An 18,110-nucleotide genomic window follows, 5' to 3' on the forward strand; every position below is an offset into this window, starting at 1 on the left:
GGCGGTTTTCCTTTGGTGCCTAGCCGACACCGTCTTCTCCAAATGCGCGGTACATGCCCATCTGGCTTTCGTATTCGGATGATTTCACATACTCACGGTACCGCCGTGCCTCCTCCGTACCGACCTCCTGACCGGCGTCCGAGCGGGCGATGATGGACAGCGCCCACATGAACCGTGCCCTTGGCGTCGACATGTCGATGGCAGCGCTCTCGGCTGCTGGTTTCGGGGTGTCTTTCGGGACGCTCATCTGCAGGATCAGCGCTTCCTGTGCCTGATCGATGTCAGGGTTATCAGGGGCCTCATAGAGCGGGCTGTGCGGGTTGGATGTGGCGCGGCGCGTGCCAAAGACCGGGGCCACGATCTTGGCCTCGAGAGGCTCGGCGGGTTCGGGTGCGCGGGCATTCTTGCGTGCGGCCAGCTCGTCGATGGGCACCGGTGCGTGCGCCTTGACGAGCGCCTTTTCGGCGCGCTTGATACGGGCATTGCGGCGGCTGGTTTCGCGTGCACCGACCAGATCGAAAAAGCCGATCTTTTCGCGGCATTCGGCTTGCCCGAGGAACGTGCCGTCCGGGTCATAAATGAACACTTCGGCGTGCAGGTCTTCCGGGTCAAAACGGGCCACGACCTTGCGACCTGCATGCTGAGACATCCAGTCAGCATAATAGAAGTTGCCGTGGATGCGGATCTGGCCATCGTTGCTGTTCAGCTTGCCGACATGCTGACCCATCATCCACAACCGGCGCTGCTCTTCGGTCGCCTTGCGGATCCGGGCCGTCTTGAAACTGTCTTCGAAGGTCGCATCGAAAGAGCGTCCGTTTGCCGTAGCGGATAGCCTGCCATCGCGGGCGTTGTGCTCTGTGATGCCCTGGTCAACCACCCGCATGAAGTCCTCAAGCGGGACGGCGCGTGATCCGTAGTTCTCGGGCTTGGCGGTGGGCTTGTTGCCCACATAGGCCCCGGCAAAGCGGATGTCCTTGGCGATGCTACTGGCAAAGTCACGAAACCCGCGTTCGATGGGCTTGGCCTGACCGTGCGCGGGCGTGGCCCAGTGCATCTTGATCCCCAGCAAGGGCAGCACGCCGAGCGGATCACCCTCGCGAACCTTGAAGCGGAACCGCGTGGGCGCGCCTGCTGTCATCCATTTGTTGGCGAACTCATGTCCGTTGTCGAACAGGCAGTGACTGGGGATGCCCCATTTCTCGATCATCTCACCAAAGGCGGACATGACCATGACCTTGTTGGGGTCATGATCCACACGCCAGCTCAGTATTTTGTTACTGTAGAGGTCTTGGAACCCAACGATCTGGGGCCGATCCACGGTGCCATCGGGCCAGCGGACAAAGACATCGATCTTGTGGCAATCGGCATTGACGCCCTCAAGGGCATGCAATCCGCTGCGGTCACGGATCTGTGCAGGAAAGCAACGCCGCAGCCCCTTTTCACCTTCACGGGCAAAGACGCGCGTCACACGCGGCACTTCCGCGTCTAACCTGCGCTTGGCGGTGCGCTCTCTGAGGTACTCCCAGCCCTGCTTCACGGCTTCGGCGACCGCATCGCGGTAACAGTCCGTGAAGGCCGGACCCTCAAGGCGCAGGAAATCGCTTTTCAGATGATCCATGAAGGCGCGCACGTCCGCTTTGTTGCGACGGGTGCGCTTCACCAGCTGATTGCGCGGCACCAGATAGGCCAGACGGTCGCTTTCTGCGACGCCTTCAACCATTGCCCACCAATTGTAGATGGTGCGGGCAGAGACTTTGTAGCGCCGTGCAACCGCGTCCACTGAGGCGACGTGCGTGTTGCCGGTATCGTGCAGGGCCTCGACCAGGCGGATGGCTTCGAGGCGCTCTTTTGCCTTGGCCTTCGCCGTCTCTTTCAGCCCATCAAAGGCCTCCCATGCGTCATTGGCATCAGCGCGCGATTTCTCGACCTCGATCTGTCGGGTCAAAAGCACCCGGCGCGCCTCTTCGGGCAGAACCGACCAATGATATTGCCACCCGCCACCGCGACCGGGCTTGCGGCGCGCACAACCGGGCGCTGCCCGCCAGCCGCCCCGCTTCACCATTGCGTTCACGGCCTGCTTGGTGCCGGGAAGCATCGGCAAGCCGGAGCCCGCAAGATCATCAGCCGTCCACCAGAGTTTATCGGGTTCAAGGCGCGCCATATTCAACCACGCTCCCGCGCTTTGAATTCGACAACCTCGCCGTCACCGCCCTTCATCACATCGCGCGCCATCAATTCCTCAAGCGCGTCGGAATGGGCGCGCACAAACTGCATCCGTGCCGCCTTGGAGGCGCGGGCAAAGGCATCGTTCAGCTTCTTGAACTCGGCCTCCGCCGGGGATGTGGTCACCACCGAGCCGGGCTTCTTGCTGCGCTCCAACGCCTCCTTGACCGATTTGATCTTGCCTAAAGATAACTCCCGGCAGACGAGGCTGCGCAGGCTCGCGTCCAGCTTTGCCATTGCTTGCAGGTCCCCGAATTTGACCTTCTTCGGGGCCTTTCGCAGCATCTTTACATCCTCGCCTGTCAGCGACTTTCCCACGCTGACAAGCTTGAATATCTTGGATGTAGAGACGTTGAAAATGTCAGCTGCGTTATCGGCGAATGACCGTACTGTATTTTTTACAGTACGATCCCCCTGAAGGGTTGCATTGGCGGCGTGAAGGCGTTTCGCCTCCGGAAACTCCTCTTCATAGAGGTCCTTTTGCGCTGCCAGAAAGACTGCCATCGACAGACTGTCGAGTGGGGCGGCGGCAAGGGCTGTGTCTACTTCGATGTTGCGCGCCTCGCGCATGGAGCAGTTCCGGATAATGACCGGCACCTCGTCAAGGCCGCAGCGCCGCGCACCCTCCAGCCGGTGCAACCCGTCCATCAGGCAATAGGTGCCCTTGACCAGCTGGACCTGAAGCGGGCTTAAAATGCCACGCTCCGGGATCGAGGCCTCAAGGGCGGCAACAGCGGCTTCGGACGTATCTCTCAGCCGGTCGCGCACCTGAATGTCGCTGACGGGCAGGAAGGTGATCTGAGGCGTGTTGCTGCGCGTCATTTTGGAGTCTCCGGCGAGTTTAAAAGGGTGTAGTAAAAGGTGCGTTTGCCGTTCTCGACTTGCTGGCGGCACGTGATCTCAGCGCCGTTCACGCGCAACTCGGCCACACAGGAATTCACGGCGCAAATCTTGGCGCTGCGTGACAGATCATAGGTGCTGATCTCGCCATCAGCGCGGCGCAGCGCATCAAGGGTGCGCTGCAGGCGGGGACTGGTGGCGAGGCGCGCGCTATGCATCAGAATGTGCCCTCGTTCGCCAAGGCGTCGGCGGCACGGTCAAGCAGGCCCGATGCTGTCAGGATCTGGGCCTTCGCAGCGATTATGTGTCGCGCGTTGTCCTCGGCAATGACCGCCAGACGCAGGCGCTCCGAGAGGTGTTCAGGCACCGGTGTTCCGGCGGCTGAAACGTCGAGCCCAGCCCGCCGCACGGCAGCGCGCGCCAATCCATATTCTGATACGGCATTCTCGAAATCCATGATCCGCGCCGATGGCGTCAACACAGGCGCGCTCAGCTGCTCGATATCCGGGTTCACGTTCATTGGAACACCGCCCCGATCCACAGACCTGCAAATAGGATCACAAAGAGACAGACGCAGCCGATCAGATCACAAATAAGGGTCAGCCACGCCTGACGTTCGGTTTCGTCTTGTATTTTTGAGAGGTCCATCATCGCTTTTCTCTTTGATGATTGAAAAGGCGCAGGCGAGGGGGGAGCCTCGCCTGCGCAGGTGGCCGAGACCGGCAGGCCCAAGGGAGGTTGGGAAGTCTCGGCGGCAGTTTCGGAGCGGTGGGTCATGAGGCCCTCCGGGCTTCTTCTGGCTTACTGGGTCGTGGGATGTCTCTCGGCCACTCGAGGTCGGTGGGCCAGTTTTCGCTGAACCAGTTTAGGACATCTTCATAAGCATGAGCGCTGCAGCCTTTTCCGGAACGCAATCGCGCAAAGAAGCGAGAATGCACGCCAGCCCAGCCAGCAATCGTCACCTCTTTTCGGTCTACGTGTGAGCACATGACCGAGACGAGGTTGATCAAATTTCCATACTTCATCGGGGTGTGAATAACTCGTTCCATATCTAAAACTTGCAAATATACAGATTACATGCAAGGTATAAATACAGATTAATTATTTTTTAATATTTATTGGTGTCGGAGATGTTTTTTTTCTGTATTTATACAGCATGGAATTGACTGAGCTGTACGATGTTCTGGATGTGAGGCGGAAAGAGCTTGGTATGACGCAAGCTCAAGTGGGTAAGCTCGCTTTCGGCAAGGCGTCAGATACTGCCTTTCAAAACATAAGGCGCGGGGCGTGGCCGTCAGTTGACAGGCTGAAATCCATTGGAGATGTTTTGGGGCTCGAATTTTATTTCGGTCCCGCCCGTGTAATCGAGGGTCCGTCTTGGGAAGTTGCTAATGGCTGGTCCGAGAGCACTGTGCCTTTCATCGGGCTCGCAAAGTGCAGCGTCAAAGGGTGGGCTGATGATTTTCGCGAACGCGATCCTCTGCCAAAGCCTGCGTGGATTGACGACGAGAAGTCTTTCTGGGTTATGGCGACGGGTCAGTCCATGGAGCGCGAAGGAATTATTTCAGGCGATCACTGCTTGGTTTCGCCCGACCAGCAACCCAGAATTGGAGATCGTGTTTTCATTAGGGATGCGCTTGGGGCTGTTGCTATTAAGCGTCTTATCGACATGAACGGGCGCACAGTTAGGTTGCGCGGCTGGCAACCCATTGAGGATGAAGCCCAGAAAGAGTTTCTTGAAGAGCGACCTTTGAAAATGGTGAAGGAGCTTTTCCCCGTGGTGGCTGTTTACAGGGGCAAGCCCGGCTCCGATAACCACGACGCCGTGTTCATCCCAGATCCACGCGCGCCGGGATTGCCGCGTCATGATGGCATGGTGCTGGTCGAGATAATGATCGACAGCCTCAAGGCGGGCCGGTTTCCGGGCGTTCCCTCAACTTTGGGGTTTCATGAGCGCTGGCTGCATGCAAACGGGATCGCCGCAAAAAACGCCGCCCTAGTAGCTGCTATCGACGACGAAATGGAGCCGACACTTGGCTCCCATTCAATTGCCCTCATCAATCGAGCACTGGTCAATATCGAAGCCAACCAGATTTACGCAATCCGCCGCGAAAAAAAGGTTCTGCTGCGCAGGCTCGAAGTCCTAATGGGCGGCGTGCTGATCATACGCGGTGACAACCCCACATCGCAGAGCGATGTGTTGCCGCCGGAACGGGCAGGGGATATTGAGATCATAGGAAAGGTAATTTGGTCAGGGCATCACAGTTAGACGCCCTGTTTTTTAACATTCATTCGCCTTATTTTGACAACCGTATTTTTGGCCTGCGCTTCAGTCAGCAATGCTGCAACGAACCATTGCCAGACTACCGGATCGGTAGCAGAGGATATATTGCTGCTGCGCTTTTTGAATAAGTCCGAAGGAAGCGGATCGTTCGTCAAGGTGATGCCAGTCCACGGTAGTGTCTCAGTTTGAATTATCTTTTTTCTTATAGGGTCCGCGCTTCTTGGGCGCGGGTGCATTGGCGTCGATCAGTCCAACGATCCATGCGGTGTCGTGCAACGTGTCAGATACACCAGCGGCCATTGCAGGTGTCACTTTCAGCGTTTTGTGGATGCGCACAAAGTTGTAGTGAACGAAATACAGCGACAGCATGTGCAGGTGGTTTTCCAGCTTCTTGCTGAACCCGTTGGTCAAGCGCGTGAAGCGGCGCATCCCCATGCGCATTGTGAGGTTTTGGCGCTCTACGTAGGAAGTGCTGACCAGTTCCTCGATTGGCTCACCAAACACCTGTTCTTTTTTGATACCGATGCACTCAGCAGGGCTGTACTTCTTTTCGTGGCCTTGCTTGCCCGTTGAGCCGCCATATTGCTTAACCAGCATGGCATAGTCGATGTCACCACCAAATGCGCCCTCTACTGCGTCCAGATAGGCCCTGTGGCCGTCTGTAGTGAGTTGCACACGGTTTGATAGGCGAGACGCTAGGTCGACCATGAACTCGTAAGCGGTATCGCCAGAACGATCACCAACTTCATAAGACAGGATCATTTTGCTATCTGCGTCGATTGCGGTCCATGTCCATACATCACCAGAACCGTCAGGTGCAGACTTAGAGGTCTCCACATTCTTCGCCTTGGCATACACGAATGACCAGATTTCGTCGCACTCTACGCGGGTGGTTTTGACGTTGCGCACTGTGTTGTTGTGGTACTTAGCACAGGCCTCACCGGCTTCAATCAACAGCTTGGTAACTGTGTTGATTGATACACCCACAACGCGGCTGATTGAGCGCATGGAATTGCCCTCCACCATCATGTTGAGGATCATTGCGCGAGTTTTGATATCAAGCTTGTTCATACCATTGATATAGGTATGTTATTTCACTTTATTAAGCAAAAAGTTCAGTTTAAATCCTCAAGCCTGCCTCTTAACCCAATCACAGCCTGATTGTAAGTCGGGCGACAGGCGAGCCTTGCATAGATCAGCGGAATCCTAAAGCGCTCTGAAAGCTCCAGAATTACATTTTCTGGCGCTGGATTTTCCAGATAATCCAAGCGAAACTCAACTGGGAATAGCGTTTCTAGGGCGAGAAGTTCAGCTTCTTGCTCTCTGTTCAAAGGGGCAAAGTTCCCTGTCAGGGCCGTAGTGTCTGCGGCAAGAAGCTCCAGAAGTGCCGTCAGCGACGAAAGTGTAGCGACACGATCAGCCATCGTGCGATCAATCATACAGTGATACATTTCTTTACATACACCAAAGCGTCGCCAGCAGTAGTTGTGGTTCTTGGCGTAATAGATGCGCGCCAAGTCTAGCGTGCCACTATACGGCGTAGTTTGACCCTGAAACTTCTGAACTTGAGCTACAATATGAGTGGTTTTGATGTCTGCTTCGAAGATCGTAATCTTGTCTACAACCCCACGAGCCTCGATGTACGGATGCAATAGAGAAGTTCGTACGGGCGGACCGCCATCTTTACTCATGTCTAGGCCATGCTCGGTATGGTAGTCTTTGAGGATATTTCCCACGTTTTCAAGCATGTCTTTTCCAACAAAAAAGGAGGCCGTCAGGCCTCCTTATAGCAAAGTGTTGATGTGTAAAAGTCAGAACTAACCAAATATTGCTAGTCCACACCACCCACTTCTTTCACGTTCCCACAATCAATTGCCTCCTGAAAGGCCAGGGCATCACTTCTCAATGCATCGGGAGTAACCGATGCATCACGCCGAACAAAAAACTTGATGTCGGCAAGACCTCCATCGAAAGCTTTTTGAAAGCGTTGGTCAAATGTCATCTCTGTCATTTCGCTCTCCATTTTCCATCTGGCCTCTGCGGCCCTCGTTGCAATCTCTGAACGTTGCTCGGCGTCCAGATTTTTTGTCCGTGCTTTCGCACCAGCTACACCGCTTTTACGGCGATTCCGTGACACGTAACCCGTATCTTCGTCTTCTCCTGTTGCGATCCTCGCAACTGAAACGGCGCAACCGATAGCGTCGGCGGGCCGTTTTTGTCCGTTCGGGCCTTTCGGCATTGTCAACCCCCGTTTCGCTGCCTAATAGTGATTCACTGTCAACAGCTTTTTTCTCTTGTACACATTTTATACATACCACAACAAGACGATTCCCTAACTATTTTATGACTTGCGGCAGAAAAAACATACTGTGTCAATATACTTCATTGCATAAATGTGGAGTTCTGTTTGTTAATTTCAACCTCCACAGTCAACACAATTCAGTTAACATCCGGTGACTTTTCTTGGAGGCTTGCAATCGATTATAAGGCCTCAAATTCAAACTGAGACACTACCCAGTCCACAGATGGTTCGCATAATGGACGATGCACTTTTGGTCAGAAGACCGAACAACAAAAGCGACCAGAAAACGTTGTTTGTTTGGTTCGGTAGGAAGTGGGAAAGCATGTGTGAGCTTGGTCAATCTGAATAAGAATGCAGCCAAAATCGCTTTCAACTTCCAAAGCGGATTTCATCATTTCGAAAACCGACTTCATGCTGTTTTTAAACGGTAATTCCCATTCTGGAAAGTCTGAGACAAACTTGAAAGCCGACTTTCCACTTCTCGTCCATCATTTTGCTTCATTTGGTGCCAGTCACTCGCGCTAGAAAGAGGTTTAAACCCTATTTTAAAGGGCCTTCGAACACCTCAGCGCTTTTGCAATTATCAATGTCATGAATTTCGCAATATGGCCGGAAACGGCCGATTTCTCGTTTACTGAAAGACATTCAGAATAACGGCCAAATTTGCCGCGCCTCACACTAAACGCCTTTTTTATAGGGTTTCATCCGCATTGTTCCGGGTTCTTCGGCTCTCTTCCGGTTACTGCAGTTATTAGTGTCCTACTACATGCAGTGAATGACATTGATAATTGCAGCAAACGTGTTTTCCAAAAAGCTGCTTTGAATATACCTTTAAAGAGGGCTCAAACCAGAACCAGTTTCAGGAGCGCCTTGGGGCGGCAATCCACGGAGCCTCCTTGTCGTTCAGGTTGTTGAGCAAAGCAGACTTTGCGAAGTTTCTACATCGGCCCTCAACAGAGATAGTTGCGGAACCCGACTAATTATCGCTCCCAGCCCAAAGCAGACTTTCTGAAACGCCTGACCATCACATATAAGGGCTTATGCGCCAACATCGCTCATTTCGCTTCGTGCCAGTCCTTTATGTCTTCTTTGAACCTATCTAGACTAGGACTTTCGAAATCGATGTACCCTTCAGTTACTGACTCAAAGAAGTACGTCCCATAAACTCCCTTTTCCCAGTGGCCGACGAGTTCCTCCCCCCAGAATACTTTGCCGGTGTACTCGAGGTGTAAGACCTTCTTCTTATTTAGAGGCTTTATGTCTTTTGGAAGAAAACTCAAATCCAGGTTGTCTATTGCCTTCTTTGAGGGCGGATGTCTGGGCCCCTCTAGATCATCGAGCACTTTGAGGAATTCGCGGGTGTCCGCGAAGTAGTTTGGGTATGCCTGCCGAAGCGCCTCCATGTTATCAACGCTGACCTCCAAGCTTTGTTTGGTCTCCTCAAAGTCATCTTCCAAGTCGTCAAACGCAAACATCTCGCGCCAGGCCGGTCTGACATCAACATTCCCCGTCGAAGCATCCATCTTGAGCATGTACCTTGAGCTGTGAAACCCACCGTACCTTTCGGCTTCATGCATGAAACTGCTGAAAGTACTGAGGTTCTGCCTAACATTCAGACTATCGGAGAGCTGTTTTGCTTCAGCTTTTAGATCTTTGTAGCTCATGGATAGGTGATCACCGCGAGGCTGCTTCTCAACTTCCGCTATGTGCCCGCTCATCAGGGTCAAAAACCGTAACCATTCAGCACTGCCTTCGCCTGCCTTTAGATCCTCATTACGCATCGCGCCTGCAGCCTCAACCGTGGTTCCCCAGACGTGCTGAAGCTGAGTTCGCAATTGAATCTCAACATTGCACCCGGCGTGCTTTTCTCCAAGTCCACGCTCGTCGAACTTTACAATCAAATGAGCGCTTCTATAACCACTCGCCTTCGGCGTCTTGATGTAGTCCGTTTTGCGTCGAACCCGCCCACCTTCTTCTATGCTTCTGAATTTACTTAATACTTCTTGGAGATCGCTCATGTTATCAACGATAGCTCTACAACCAACCAAGTCTTGCATCTGGTCGAGTTTGGTGCTTCCGCGAAACAGTTTCTTTCGGATTGAGGAAGTGCGCTTCAATCGTCCCGCAGTAATACCGCCAAGTGGCTTCACCAGACGTGTGAGCTTTGCTCGCTCGCGCACCATCGGATAGGCATGATGCAATCTCCAGTTATGAAGGATGCGAAAAGCTTCTTCGATCTCTGAGTTTCTTTGCACAACACCTCCGAGGAGACGTCCGGCGTCCTTTATCTGTTTCTTCGAAAACACGCGCTCTATGCTCAATAAGTGCATGACTTGGGCGACTCCGGAGGATGTTGGAACATACGCATAGCAGACCCACCGCTAAATGTAGAGCTACGCCAGTGCGGTGTTTGGAGTCCAAGCCAGCTTGGCGGTGCGCAAATCATGATCTGTTTGCCGCGATCAAACTGTTACCGAAATCAGCTTAATGAGGTGGTGCTTAAGTCTGGTGCGAGTCATTGCGCTCAACTTGCGGTCCTCTCGATTTGATCTGTCTACCACCGCTACAGTTTTATTGATTGACCCGAGCTCCCTATATCTCATTATTCAAATAGTAGCAGATTGGGGTGTGACATGAGCGACCGTCAACAACTCGCCGAACATGGTACGAGCTTTTGTATTGCCGCCCTTGGCTTCATTGCGGGTGGCGTCACTGTTGCGACGGTCTTGGTTCCTGTCGCGGTACTCACCATGATCGGCTATGAGAAATGGGAAAACTGCGACCGCGCCACTGTTCGCCGTGCTCGTAAAACCACCGAAGACGCCCTACGCGCAGCCAGTGACATCTCCGACGCTGATATCAGCATTGCCGCCGCACTGCTCACGGAAAACAAATCGCGCATCACTTTTGAACCTCAGCGCATGGCGCGAGCGGTAGCCTCCGGGGATATCGAGGCTGCTCTGCTGAGCGATACCTTCGGTAGGGTCCTGACCGATCTGGATCACGGACCTCGTCGCGCCATATCCCTGACACTGAAAACCGCCTTTGACATTTTTCGACAGAACCCGAAATATCGTGACGTCTTCACACAAGCCATGGTGATGGATTTGCTCGCGCAACATTGCATCGAGCATACGGTACTGGAAAGCATCAAGGCCGACACTGCTGCCCTTCGTAAGATGGTCGACACCCTTGTTGCCCGGGAACAGGACAATGCCCGCGAGTTCGGCATCAAAGAGGGTATGCTGATCGCCTTGGCGCGCCGCTATGCCGAGGGCAGTCCGGGTGATTTCGATACGGCTTTGGCCGGGCTTGAACGCGCACTTGAAGTCGCACGGAGTGAGCGCGACAGGGGGCAACTTCCGTCGAATATCTCCGATGCGGTTGATGCGGTCGTGGCCCGGATCAATGCGCTCAACGAAACCGGTGATCTTGATGCGGGACAGGCAACGCTCGATGATGAGATTGCCGCACTTGACGCAGAAGATGCCCGGCGCCGGGCAGCCCGAGCGCGGCTATACGAAAAAGGTATTGCGCAGGCGATTTTAACGCGCAGTGTTGCGAATGCCTGCCGTTTTGCCTTGGCTGAGTTCGATCTGGATGCACCCTCTGATCAGTCGAAACGGTTTGTGGCCCTGTTTAAACTGCAACAAAAATGGCTTGATCAGGGTCGTGACAAAGGGCTTAATTTCGATCTCGAAGTTTCAATCTCACTTGCGGAGGCTCTATTGCTTAAGGCACAAAATACCTATGGGAAAAGCTTCTCTCATAATAGCATTGGCATTGCGCTTTTGACCCTTGGGGAGCGGGAGCGCGGTACGGCGCGTCTGGACGAGGCCGTGGCAGCCTTCCATGCAGCGCTTGAAGGGTGGACCCGTGAGCGCGCGCCCCTCGAATGGGCCATGACACAGAATAATCTCGGCAATGCGCTTTTGACCCTTGGGAAGGGGGAGAGCGGTATGGCGCGTCTGGACGAGGCCGTGGCAGCCTACCGCGCAGCGCTTGAAGAGCGGACCCGCGAGCGTGTGCCTTTCGAATGGGCTGGGACTCAGATGAATCTCGGCAATGCGCTTGCGATGCTTGGGATGAGGGAGAGCGGTATGGCGCGTCTAGAGGAGGCCGTGGCCGCCTACCGTGCAGTTCTTGAAGAGTGGACCCGTGAGCGCGCGCCTCTCCAATGGGCTTTGACACAGAATAATCTCGGCAATGCGCTTAAGAGGCTTGGGGAGCGGGAGAGCGGTACGGCGCGTCTGAACGAGGCCGTGGCAGCCTATCGCGCAGCGCTTGAAGAGCGGACCCGCGAGAGCGTGCCTCTCGATTGGGCCATGACACAGATGAATCTCGGCAATGCGCTTTTGGCCCTTGGGGAGCGGGAGCGCGGTACGGCGCGTCTGGACGAGGCCGTGGCCGCCTACCGTGCAGTTCTTGAAGAGTGGACCCGTGAGCGCGTGCCTCTCGATTGGGCCATGACACAGATGAATCTCGGCAATGCGCTTTTGACCCTTGGGGAGCGGGAGAGCGGTACGGCGCGTCTGGACGAGGCCGTGGCAGCTTACCGCGCAGCGCTTGAAGAGTTGACCCGCGAGAGCATGCCTCTGGATTGGGCTATTACACAGATGAATTTGACTGAAGCTTTGGCCACATCGGCTGAGCGAACTCGTGAATGCGCTGCGCTCAAAGACGCAATCTCATCTTGCCAAGCTGCCCTCGAAATTTTCCGAGATTCCAATCACCAGCCAAACATCGAGAATACTGAGAGTATCCTAAACAGCTCCCAAATTTTGCTTAAGCAATTCGGTGATGTTCCATAAGTTAGAGATAGTAATACATTATGAGGCGTGGCCTTAACACTATGTATAATTGTGTATAGCAATCGGCGTTGCAACGCCCCCTTAGCAGACCAATTCACGTCTAGTCGCTTGGCAATCCTTAACAGAATTCCCGTATTCTGTTAAATACCTTAGCCGCTCAAATCGCAACTTTGCAAAGTCCGCTTTCTGCGCTGTGCCGACCTTGGCGGCATTGACGTTTTGACCTTCCTATTATTTCAGATCCCAACAGAAATCCAACAAATCAAACTAAATGGCCGCATCCAGCCCATTTTGCCCGATGCTGCGGAATGCATGAACGTCTGTTCTTCTCGAATGGCGATTAACTTTTGGCCTTACTTTTCAAATATTGTTGCGACCGCCAGCTCTTGAACGCGACTTCCTCGCCTGCGCTGAGCGGTTAGTGACGGCCTCAGAGGCTTCCGAGAAGGTCTTGACCGCCTTGGAGACACGCTCGACCGGCAGGATCGAGAAGGAACTGGCTAGCTTGAAAGACTGCGTGGCCTTGCTCTTTAGTTGAAAGCGCCACTAAAGTGAATTCTGGCGGCCCGCAAAACGCTAATAGCACTGGATTCATGGTCAAATCCATCCCTACATTATGAAACTTCATTTATCTCAGAATGAAGGTCACTGAACAGTAAGGATAAGTCAGTATGAAAAAATACGAAACTTTTCTTCGCACCGCGAGCTTGATGACGGTTGCGAGCACAATCTGGGTGATTTCTGGAAATGATATAGACGCTAAGGATGCCTCCCCTCAGATCGCGCGAACGACTTTTGACGCAAACAATCGTTCGCACGTCCCACAAATCGACTTCCTAAAGGGTGAAGCGATCGACGTGTATACCATAGGCAGTGATACAATCTACGTTCCACGCCCGGTTCCTGATTGGGCGGGCTTGGAAGCAGAGATTGACGCGACTTGCGAGAAAGCCAGCGCCTTGGATGAAGCGATACCTTTCCCGCGTCTTACAGTTCTTTACTACAACAACGAAATACTTTCTGAGCTCTCGCGTAAAGTCGGTGTGGAGAAAACAAAGTTGCAACCGTTGCCGCACTACGCCAAGCGTGTGCGGCTAGAGCGCGGTCGTGACTCTAAGGTCATTTATCAAACCAGCTACGAAGGTCTCGTTGATGGCCAAATTGTGACAGAGAGCACCCCACTTCAGGCTATTGAAACATATGAAATCGAGGCGACCTGCGGCTGGTTAAACGCGTTTCTTAGAAACCCAAAGCTTCAGGTCGGATATCAAGTATTTTCATCCACTTATCAGGCACAATCCATCTCGATAACTGCAGACTTTGATGCTCAGTTCTCATCAATGATTGAAAACAAAAGCCAAGAAAGCGAAACGGACCGGGTCACAGTTTCGATACGCAACCGTGGTGGACGTTTAAGTTTTGAACTTGGGCCGCTCAGCCTGAACGGCGGAGGTGGCGGCCAGACGACCGAAAGACAGGTAGAAAGATCGCGGGTTGTCAGCAGGGACTGGCTATCAGAACGCATTACAAGCATGTCGACAGCCTACCAGATTGAAGAGCGCTGCGAAGGTGAAGCGGAAGCTTGCGGCACGCCAGATTTTCGGAATGCTGTTTTGAACTTTATCAATCAAGATGCAGAGCGTCTGCGAGCAGAGGTTGCCTCAGTCTCAGCTGAAAACACCAAACTGGTCGCGGCCGGCATTGAGAGGCCTGCAGATGCGACTGTCGACGAAGACATCAAGGCTTTCCTCAAGTTCGCCGCCGAGAATGCCACAACCGAAGAAGCGGAACTAACGGACGGAAAAGTCAAAGCTAAAGCGAAGAAGTCAGCCGACGACAAAATCGAGATTGATGGAAAGTCTGAATGGTCTCGAAAAGGAGATGCATGGGTTCCGACAGACTTTGACTTGGACCTTGTTGACGTTGCGAAAATGGAAGCCCGTGTTCAAGCGGGATACCGAAGGCTCGCTATTAATTCTGCCGTCCGCGCAACTGTACGGGTCCCACATGTTAACACCGAGTTCCCGGCAGGCTTCGCAGAGCTTTCCGCTATAGAGAGATACAGAGAATTCGAGCAAGACAGCCACCGGTTGCCAAGTGTTGAGGCGGAATTGGCAAGAGCGCAAGATATGATCAAAACGCTCAACAAAAACATGAACAATCTGTTTGTAGGCCAAGCAGCCATCTATCGGAACTCAGCGCTTGACGATGCTTGCAGCAATTCAGGCGGTCGCCGGGTAAGCGAAAGGCAACGCGTAGCTCCGTTTGGCCTGAGTAACCAAGCATTTGTCGCGGTCTGTACCAAAGACTAGAAGGCAAAAAAGGTGAATCTTGAACGAAGCTGCCCCGCCAAAGCGGGGCATGCAAATTAGCGGCTAAAAATGAGCAGACAAAGATTGGTCGATACACAGATGCGCCACTGCTTGTTGACCGACACGGACTGTTGCCCGTTCCGTCAATAAATATAACGGTTCTCAAGTAGCGCCGAAGCGGTCATTGGTGCACTAGCAGTGAAATGGCGCTTCGGCCCGCTGACCCGTCAATGGCCATCCAAACCCAAGGTCTGCTGGGACCTAGACGCTCCCTGATGCCACTGCATCAACGGGAACGATCTGCAGGGATGAATGCAGAATCGGATCGAAAGCCATCGCTGACGATCACCGGAAGGTCGTTGGACCCGCCCGGCATTATTGACCGTAAGGACGGCGCAGGACGCGACGACCTAGGCAGCGGCGTAGTAAGCGCCCGCTGAGGTCGGCAATACATGCGCGGTGCCATTGCTATCCCTGGCATACAGACCGGCAATATACGCAGCTGTCGTGACCTTGGCGCGTGCCGGGGATCCGGGGCGCAGGTTGAAGTCACCATTGGCCGCATCAACAAACAGCGGGTCATCTCCGACAAACGCGCCGTTCCGGACATTGTGGTTTTGCGCAACCGTGAAGCGGGGATCGCCCGCCACATCCGTGGCCATGCGCATCTGCCCGTCCGGGTTCCAGGCGAGGTTGCCGATCAACTCGATGCCCGACACGATCTGCTGGCCCGCCCGGTTGACACCGAAGGTTGCGATCCCATCGATGCTGATGTCGCGATAGCTGCCATCGGTGTTGGTGTTATAGAGCGTGTTGAACCGCGCCCGGACGCGGCGAAAGTACCCGATGTCCTGCTGATCCTTTGTGCCGTGGCGCTGATAATGGATGCCGACACGAGACAGGTTGGCCAGCGTGTTGTTGACCAGATCAATGTCCTCGACAATCAGGTTGTCACCACTGTCGTTGCCGTCTTCCTCGCGCGCGATCACGATGCCTGCACGGCACCGCTGAATGATGTTGCCATCCACCAGAATGCGGCGCACATCCGTTTCGCCCGCATCCAGATAGATGCCGTACCGGACGACGTCCTCGATCCGGTTGCCGGTGATTTCGCCGTCGACCACGTGGTTCTTGAAGTCGATGCCGTACTGGCGGCTGTTGTGGATGTAATTGTTGTAAACGTAGGCATAGCGCAGGCTGTTGGCGATGGTGATCGCCTCGCCGACGCCGCCGGGTTCGCCGAAGGAGTTCGTGACCGTGTCATTGTAATCGGTGACCACATTGGTCTGGGTCACCTCGTTATTCCGGATCGTTATGTGGCGCGTGCGGAACGGATCATTCGCCGCGACCGCCAGCTCAGGCCGCTCGCCGCAGGCCATGATGCCACTGAGGCCGGTGTGGCGCACAAGGCAGTCCTCGATGATGTGATTGCCGGTGACCGTGTTTTCACCCGCGCCTTTGATGAACACGCCGTTGCGCCAGACGTATTCAACGGTCAGCCCCCGCAGGGTGATATAGTTCTTGCCGTCGATGCGAATGCCATCGCGGGTCGCATTGTCCTGTGTGATGCCCGGTCCGCCATAGACCACATGCTGCTGCAGATCGCCCCGGATGATCGCTTGGCCCACCTCGCTGGGCAGGGTTGCGACGGTGATCCGGCTCGCGGGGCCGCCACCCAACAGCATTTCGAAGGGATCATAGACACCTGGGCGTAAAATCAGCGTGTCGCCGGGGATCATGACCGCTTGTGCGGCCTGCGGCGTGGCAAAGGGGGCCAGCACCGTGCCGTCGCCCGTCGTGTCGTTGCCCAAGGGCGAGACCTCGACGTTGATGGGTGCGCGTACCGCAATACTTACAGCCAAATCGACCGTCGCCGATCCACCGGAGTTCGTCGCGGTGATTGCCACCACCTCCGAGCGCAGCGCATCTGCAATCGTAGCTGTGCTGCCGCTGATCGTGATCCAAGCGGGGGAGGCCGAATAGGTCAGATCAGCGCCTGTGAACCCGGCGGCCAGATTGACCGATGGGGTGCCGGTGCCTTGCACCTCCTGCACCGGCGCAAGTGTGCCTGCCACGGGGGCGGGGTATCTGATGACGCTGGCAGGCGTCTGGAGCGATCCGCCATCCGACAAGGTCAGAACGACAAAGAGGTTCTCAAGATCATTTGTGCTGGCATCAGGTGCGTAGGTTGCTGTCGTCGCCAGTTCGCCTGCCGATGACGTGCGCCATGACTGGCCGGTGACCGTGACGCCGTCGGGCAGGCCCGAGACAGCAAAGCCGAGGCTTGCGCCGCTTTGGGCAGTGGCCCCAAATGTATTGTTGCTGGTCAGCCCCGTGATGCGCGCGGCGATCCCGCCAAGCAAGCCATGGCCCTTGAGTAGCAAACCAGCGGATGCAAGCTTATGACCTGTCAGCAACCGCATGATCAGATCGCGGGGTTGCGCGCAATGACAACAAGCGTGCCGGTGCCATCCACAAAGAGGAACTGATCGGCATCAAGTGCCATGCTCTCGGGTTGAATGCCGAGATACGCGCCGTGATCACCCGCATCGGGGGCCGTGTTTGTCTCGAGCACGTAAAACTCGCCCACACCGCGTTTGAAGTTGATGGTGACGTTTTGCTCACCGGAGGCGATCAGCGTCGGACCTGTGATTTGTGTGCTTTTCGTCGGCATTATAAATCCCCTTTCGAGCGGGCTTTAAAGATGGTGAACACCGCCATGACAGTGCCCATGATGAGCACGCTCCAGACCGGCAAAAGAATGGCATGGCCCGAGACATCGCCCGTCAGGATCGCCATGAACCAGGCGGCGGCACCGAGGTACCAGAACAGCAGATCGAGCAGGCTGTCCCAGAGCGCGGCACCCCGCTGAGTATATTGCCAAAGCTCGAGCGCGAACGGCACGATCAGTGCCATCGCCGTGCCGACCGCGTAGTCACCCAGACTGAACCCGCCCGCAAAGATCGCCGCCCCGGCGATCATGTGACCGCCCTGGTTCAGGCCCGCCACATAGGGCTGGTCTTTGAAAGTCTCAGGATCAAGCAGGCGCATTGAAAGCCTCCATTGCTGTAAAAAACGACGTGAGTGTCAGGGCGATCTGGGAGGTGTTGGTGGCCGTCTCGATGGTGTTGATGGCCCCCAGCCGGACGGTCTCGAGGGCCGCGCCCACGCTCTCCCACTGAAAGGCGAGATTGATGTAGACCTGTGCGACCTGCGTGGCGCTCTGTGCCGTGATGCCAACCTCGGCTGCAATCAGCGGATAATCGGTCAGATCGGTGGGCGTGACCGCCTCAGCCAGAAACGCCCGCGCCTGAGCCTCCTTGCGCAGATACATCATC

At 54.8% G+C, this 18,110-nt stretch carries 16 protein-coding genes; 3 read left to right on the plus strand and 13 right to left on the minus strand.

Going from position 1 to position 18,110, the window contains the following annotated elements; translation table 11 throughout:
* Positions 1–19: 19 nt before the first annotated feature.
* The 5 genes from K5Q35_RS02230 to K5Q35_RS22570 are packed head-to-tail and all read right to left on the minus strand — an operon-like array spanning position 20 to position 3,714.
* Positions 20–2,161 (minus strand): transposase domain-containing protein, encoded by a 2,142-nt coding sequence (locus K5Q35_RS02230; protein ID WP_220798271.1) that lies wholly within the window; start codon positions 2,159–2,161, stop codon positions 20–22.
* 2 nt (positions 2,162–2,163) lie between these two features.
* Entirely contained in the window at positions 2,164–3,045 is an 882-nt protein-coding gene (locus K5Q35_RS02235; protein WP_220798272.1) for a ParB/RepB/Spo0J family partition protein, read from the minus strand.
* Positions 3,042–3,281, minus strand: a complete 240-nt coding sequence (locus tag K5Q35_RS02240; RefSeq protein WP_220798273.1) for a hypothetical protein — start codon at positions 3,279–3,281, stop codon at positions 3,042–3,044. The genes K5Q35_RS02235 and K5Q35_RS02240 overlap by 4 nt, the downstream gene beginning before the upstream one ends.
* Positions 3,281–3,583, minus strand: coding sequence for a hypothetical protein (locus K5Q35_RS02245; protein WP_220798274.1), 303 nt, complete (start codon positions 3,581–3,583; stop codon positions 3,281–3,283). The genes K5Q35_RS02240 and K5Q35_RS02245 overlap by 1 nt, the downstream gene beginning before the upstream one ends.
* Positions 3,580–3,714, minus strand: a complete 135-nt coding sequence (locus K5Q35_RS22570) for a hypothetical protein (protein ID WP_259650433.1) — start codon at positions 3,712–3,714, stop codon at positions 3,580–3,582. The genes K5Q35_RS02245 and K5Q35_RS22570 overlap by 4 nt, the downstream gene beginning before the upstream one ends.
* A 559-nt stretch (positions 3,715–4,273) precedes the next feature.
* On the opposite strand from K5Q35_RS22570, the gene K5Q35_RS02250 reads away from it, so the two are divergent.
* Positions 4,274–5,332: a S24 family peptidase gene (locus K5Q35_RS02250; RefSeq protein WP_220798275.1), complete on the plus strand. Its 1,059-nt coding sequence runs from the start codon at positions 4,274–4,276 to the stop codon at positions 5,330–5,332.
* A gap of 195 nt (positions 5,333–5,527) precedes the next feature.
* Here K5Q35_RS02250 and K5Q35_RS02255 read toward each other — a convergent pair whose 3' ends face one another.
* From K5Q35_RS02255 to K5Q35_RS02270, 4 genes are all read right to left on the minus strand, one after another.
* Positions 5,528–6,418 carry an IS1 family transposase gene (locus K5Q35_RS02255; RefSeq protein ID WP_220798276.1) on the minus strand — a complete coding sequence of 297 codons (891 nt, stop codon included), beginning with the start codon at positions 6,416–6,418 and terminating at the stop codon, positions 5,528–5,530.
* 44 nt (positions 6,419–6,462) lie between these two features.
* Positions 6,463–7,095: a hypothetical protein gene (locus K5Q35_RS02260; protein WP_220798277.1), complete on the minus strand. Its 633-nt coding sequence runs from the start codon at positions 7,093–7,095 to the stop codon at positions 6,463–6,465.
* 83 nt (positions 7,096–7,178) lie between these two features.
* The gene (locus K5Q35_RS02265) at positions 7,179–7,586 is read right to left on the minus strand and encodes a hypothetical protein (RefSeq protein WP_220798278.1); all 408 of its coding nucleotides are present in this window, start codon (positions 7,584–7,586) and stop codon (positions 7,179–7,181) included.
* Between the two features lie 1,118 nt (positions 7,587–8,704).
* Positions 8,705–9,979 (minus strand): RelA/SpoT domain-containing protein, encoded by a 1,275-nt coding sequence (locus K5Q35_RS02270; RefSeq protein WP_308443336.1) that lies wholly within the window; start codon positions 9,977–9,979, stop codon positions 8,705–8,707.
* 303 nt (positions 9,980–10,282) lie between these two features.
* On the opposite strand from K5Q35_RS02270, the gene K5Q35_RS02275 reads away from it, so the two are divergent.
* Both K5Q35_RS02275 and K5Q35_RS02280 read left to right on the plus strand, forming a co-directional pair.
* Positions 10,283–12,460 carry a tetratricopeptide repeat protein gene (locus K5Q35_RS02275; RefSeq protein ID WP_220798280.1) on the plus strand — a complete coding sequence of 726 codons (2,178 nt, stop codon included), beginning with the start codon at positions 10,283–10,285 and terminating at the stop codon, positions 12,458–12,460.
* Positions 12,461–13,131: 671 nt separating this feature from the next.
* On the plus strand, positions 13,132–14,772 hold the full coding sequence (locus tag K5Q35_RS02280) for a hypothetical protein (RefSeq protein ID WP_220798281.1): 1,641 nt from the start codon (positions 13,132–13,134) through the stop codon (positions 14,770–14,772).
* 410 nt (positions 14,773–15,182) lie between these two features.
* On the opposite strand, the gene K5Q35_RS02285 is transcribed toward K5Q35_RS02280, so the two are convergent.
* Genes K5Q35_RS02285 through K5Q35_RS02300 form a run of 4 tightly spaced genes read right to left on the minus strand, consistent with a single transcriptional unit; the run spans position 15,183 to position 18,109 of the window.
* The gene (locus K5Q35_RS02285; protein WP_220798282.1) at positions 15,183–17,195 is read right to left on the minus strand and encodes a right-handed parallel beta-helix repeat-containing protein; all 2,013 of its coding nucleotides are present in this window, start codon (positions 17,193–17,195) and stop codon (positions 15,183–15,185) included.
* Positions 17,196–17,197: 2 nt separating this feature from the next.
* Positions 17,198–17,446 (minus strand): hypothetical protein, encoded by a 249-nt coding sequence (locus K5Q35_RS02290; RefSeq protein WP_220798283.1) that lies wholly within the window; start codon positions 17,444–17,446, stop codon positions 17,198–17,200.
* On the minus strand, positions 17,446–17,823 hold the full coding sequence (locus tag K5Q35_RS02295) for a hypothetical protein (protein WP_220798284.1): 378 nt from the start codon (positions 17,821–17,823) through the stop codon (positions 17,446–17,448). Before K5Q35_RS02295 ends, K5Q35_RS02290 begins: the two co-directional genes overlap by 1 nt.
* Complete coding sequence (locus tag K5Q35_RS02300; RefSeq protein ID WP_220798285.1) at positions 17,810–18,109, minus strand: hypothetical protein; 300 nt, start codon at positions 18,107–18,109, stop codon at positions 17,810–17,812. The genes K5Q35_RS02295 and K5Q35_RS02300 overlap by 14 nt, the downstream gene beginning before the upstream one ends.
* Position 18,110: the final 1 nt, after the last annotated feature.

The sequence above is a fragment of the Roseobacter sp. OBYS 0001 genome (genome assembly GCF_019654895.1).
Classification (GTDB): Bacteria; Pseudomonadota; Alphaproteobacteria; order Rhodobacterales; family Rhodobacteraceae; genus Roseobacter; species Roseobacter litoralis.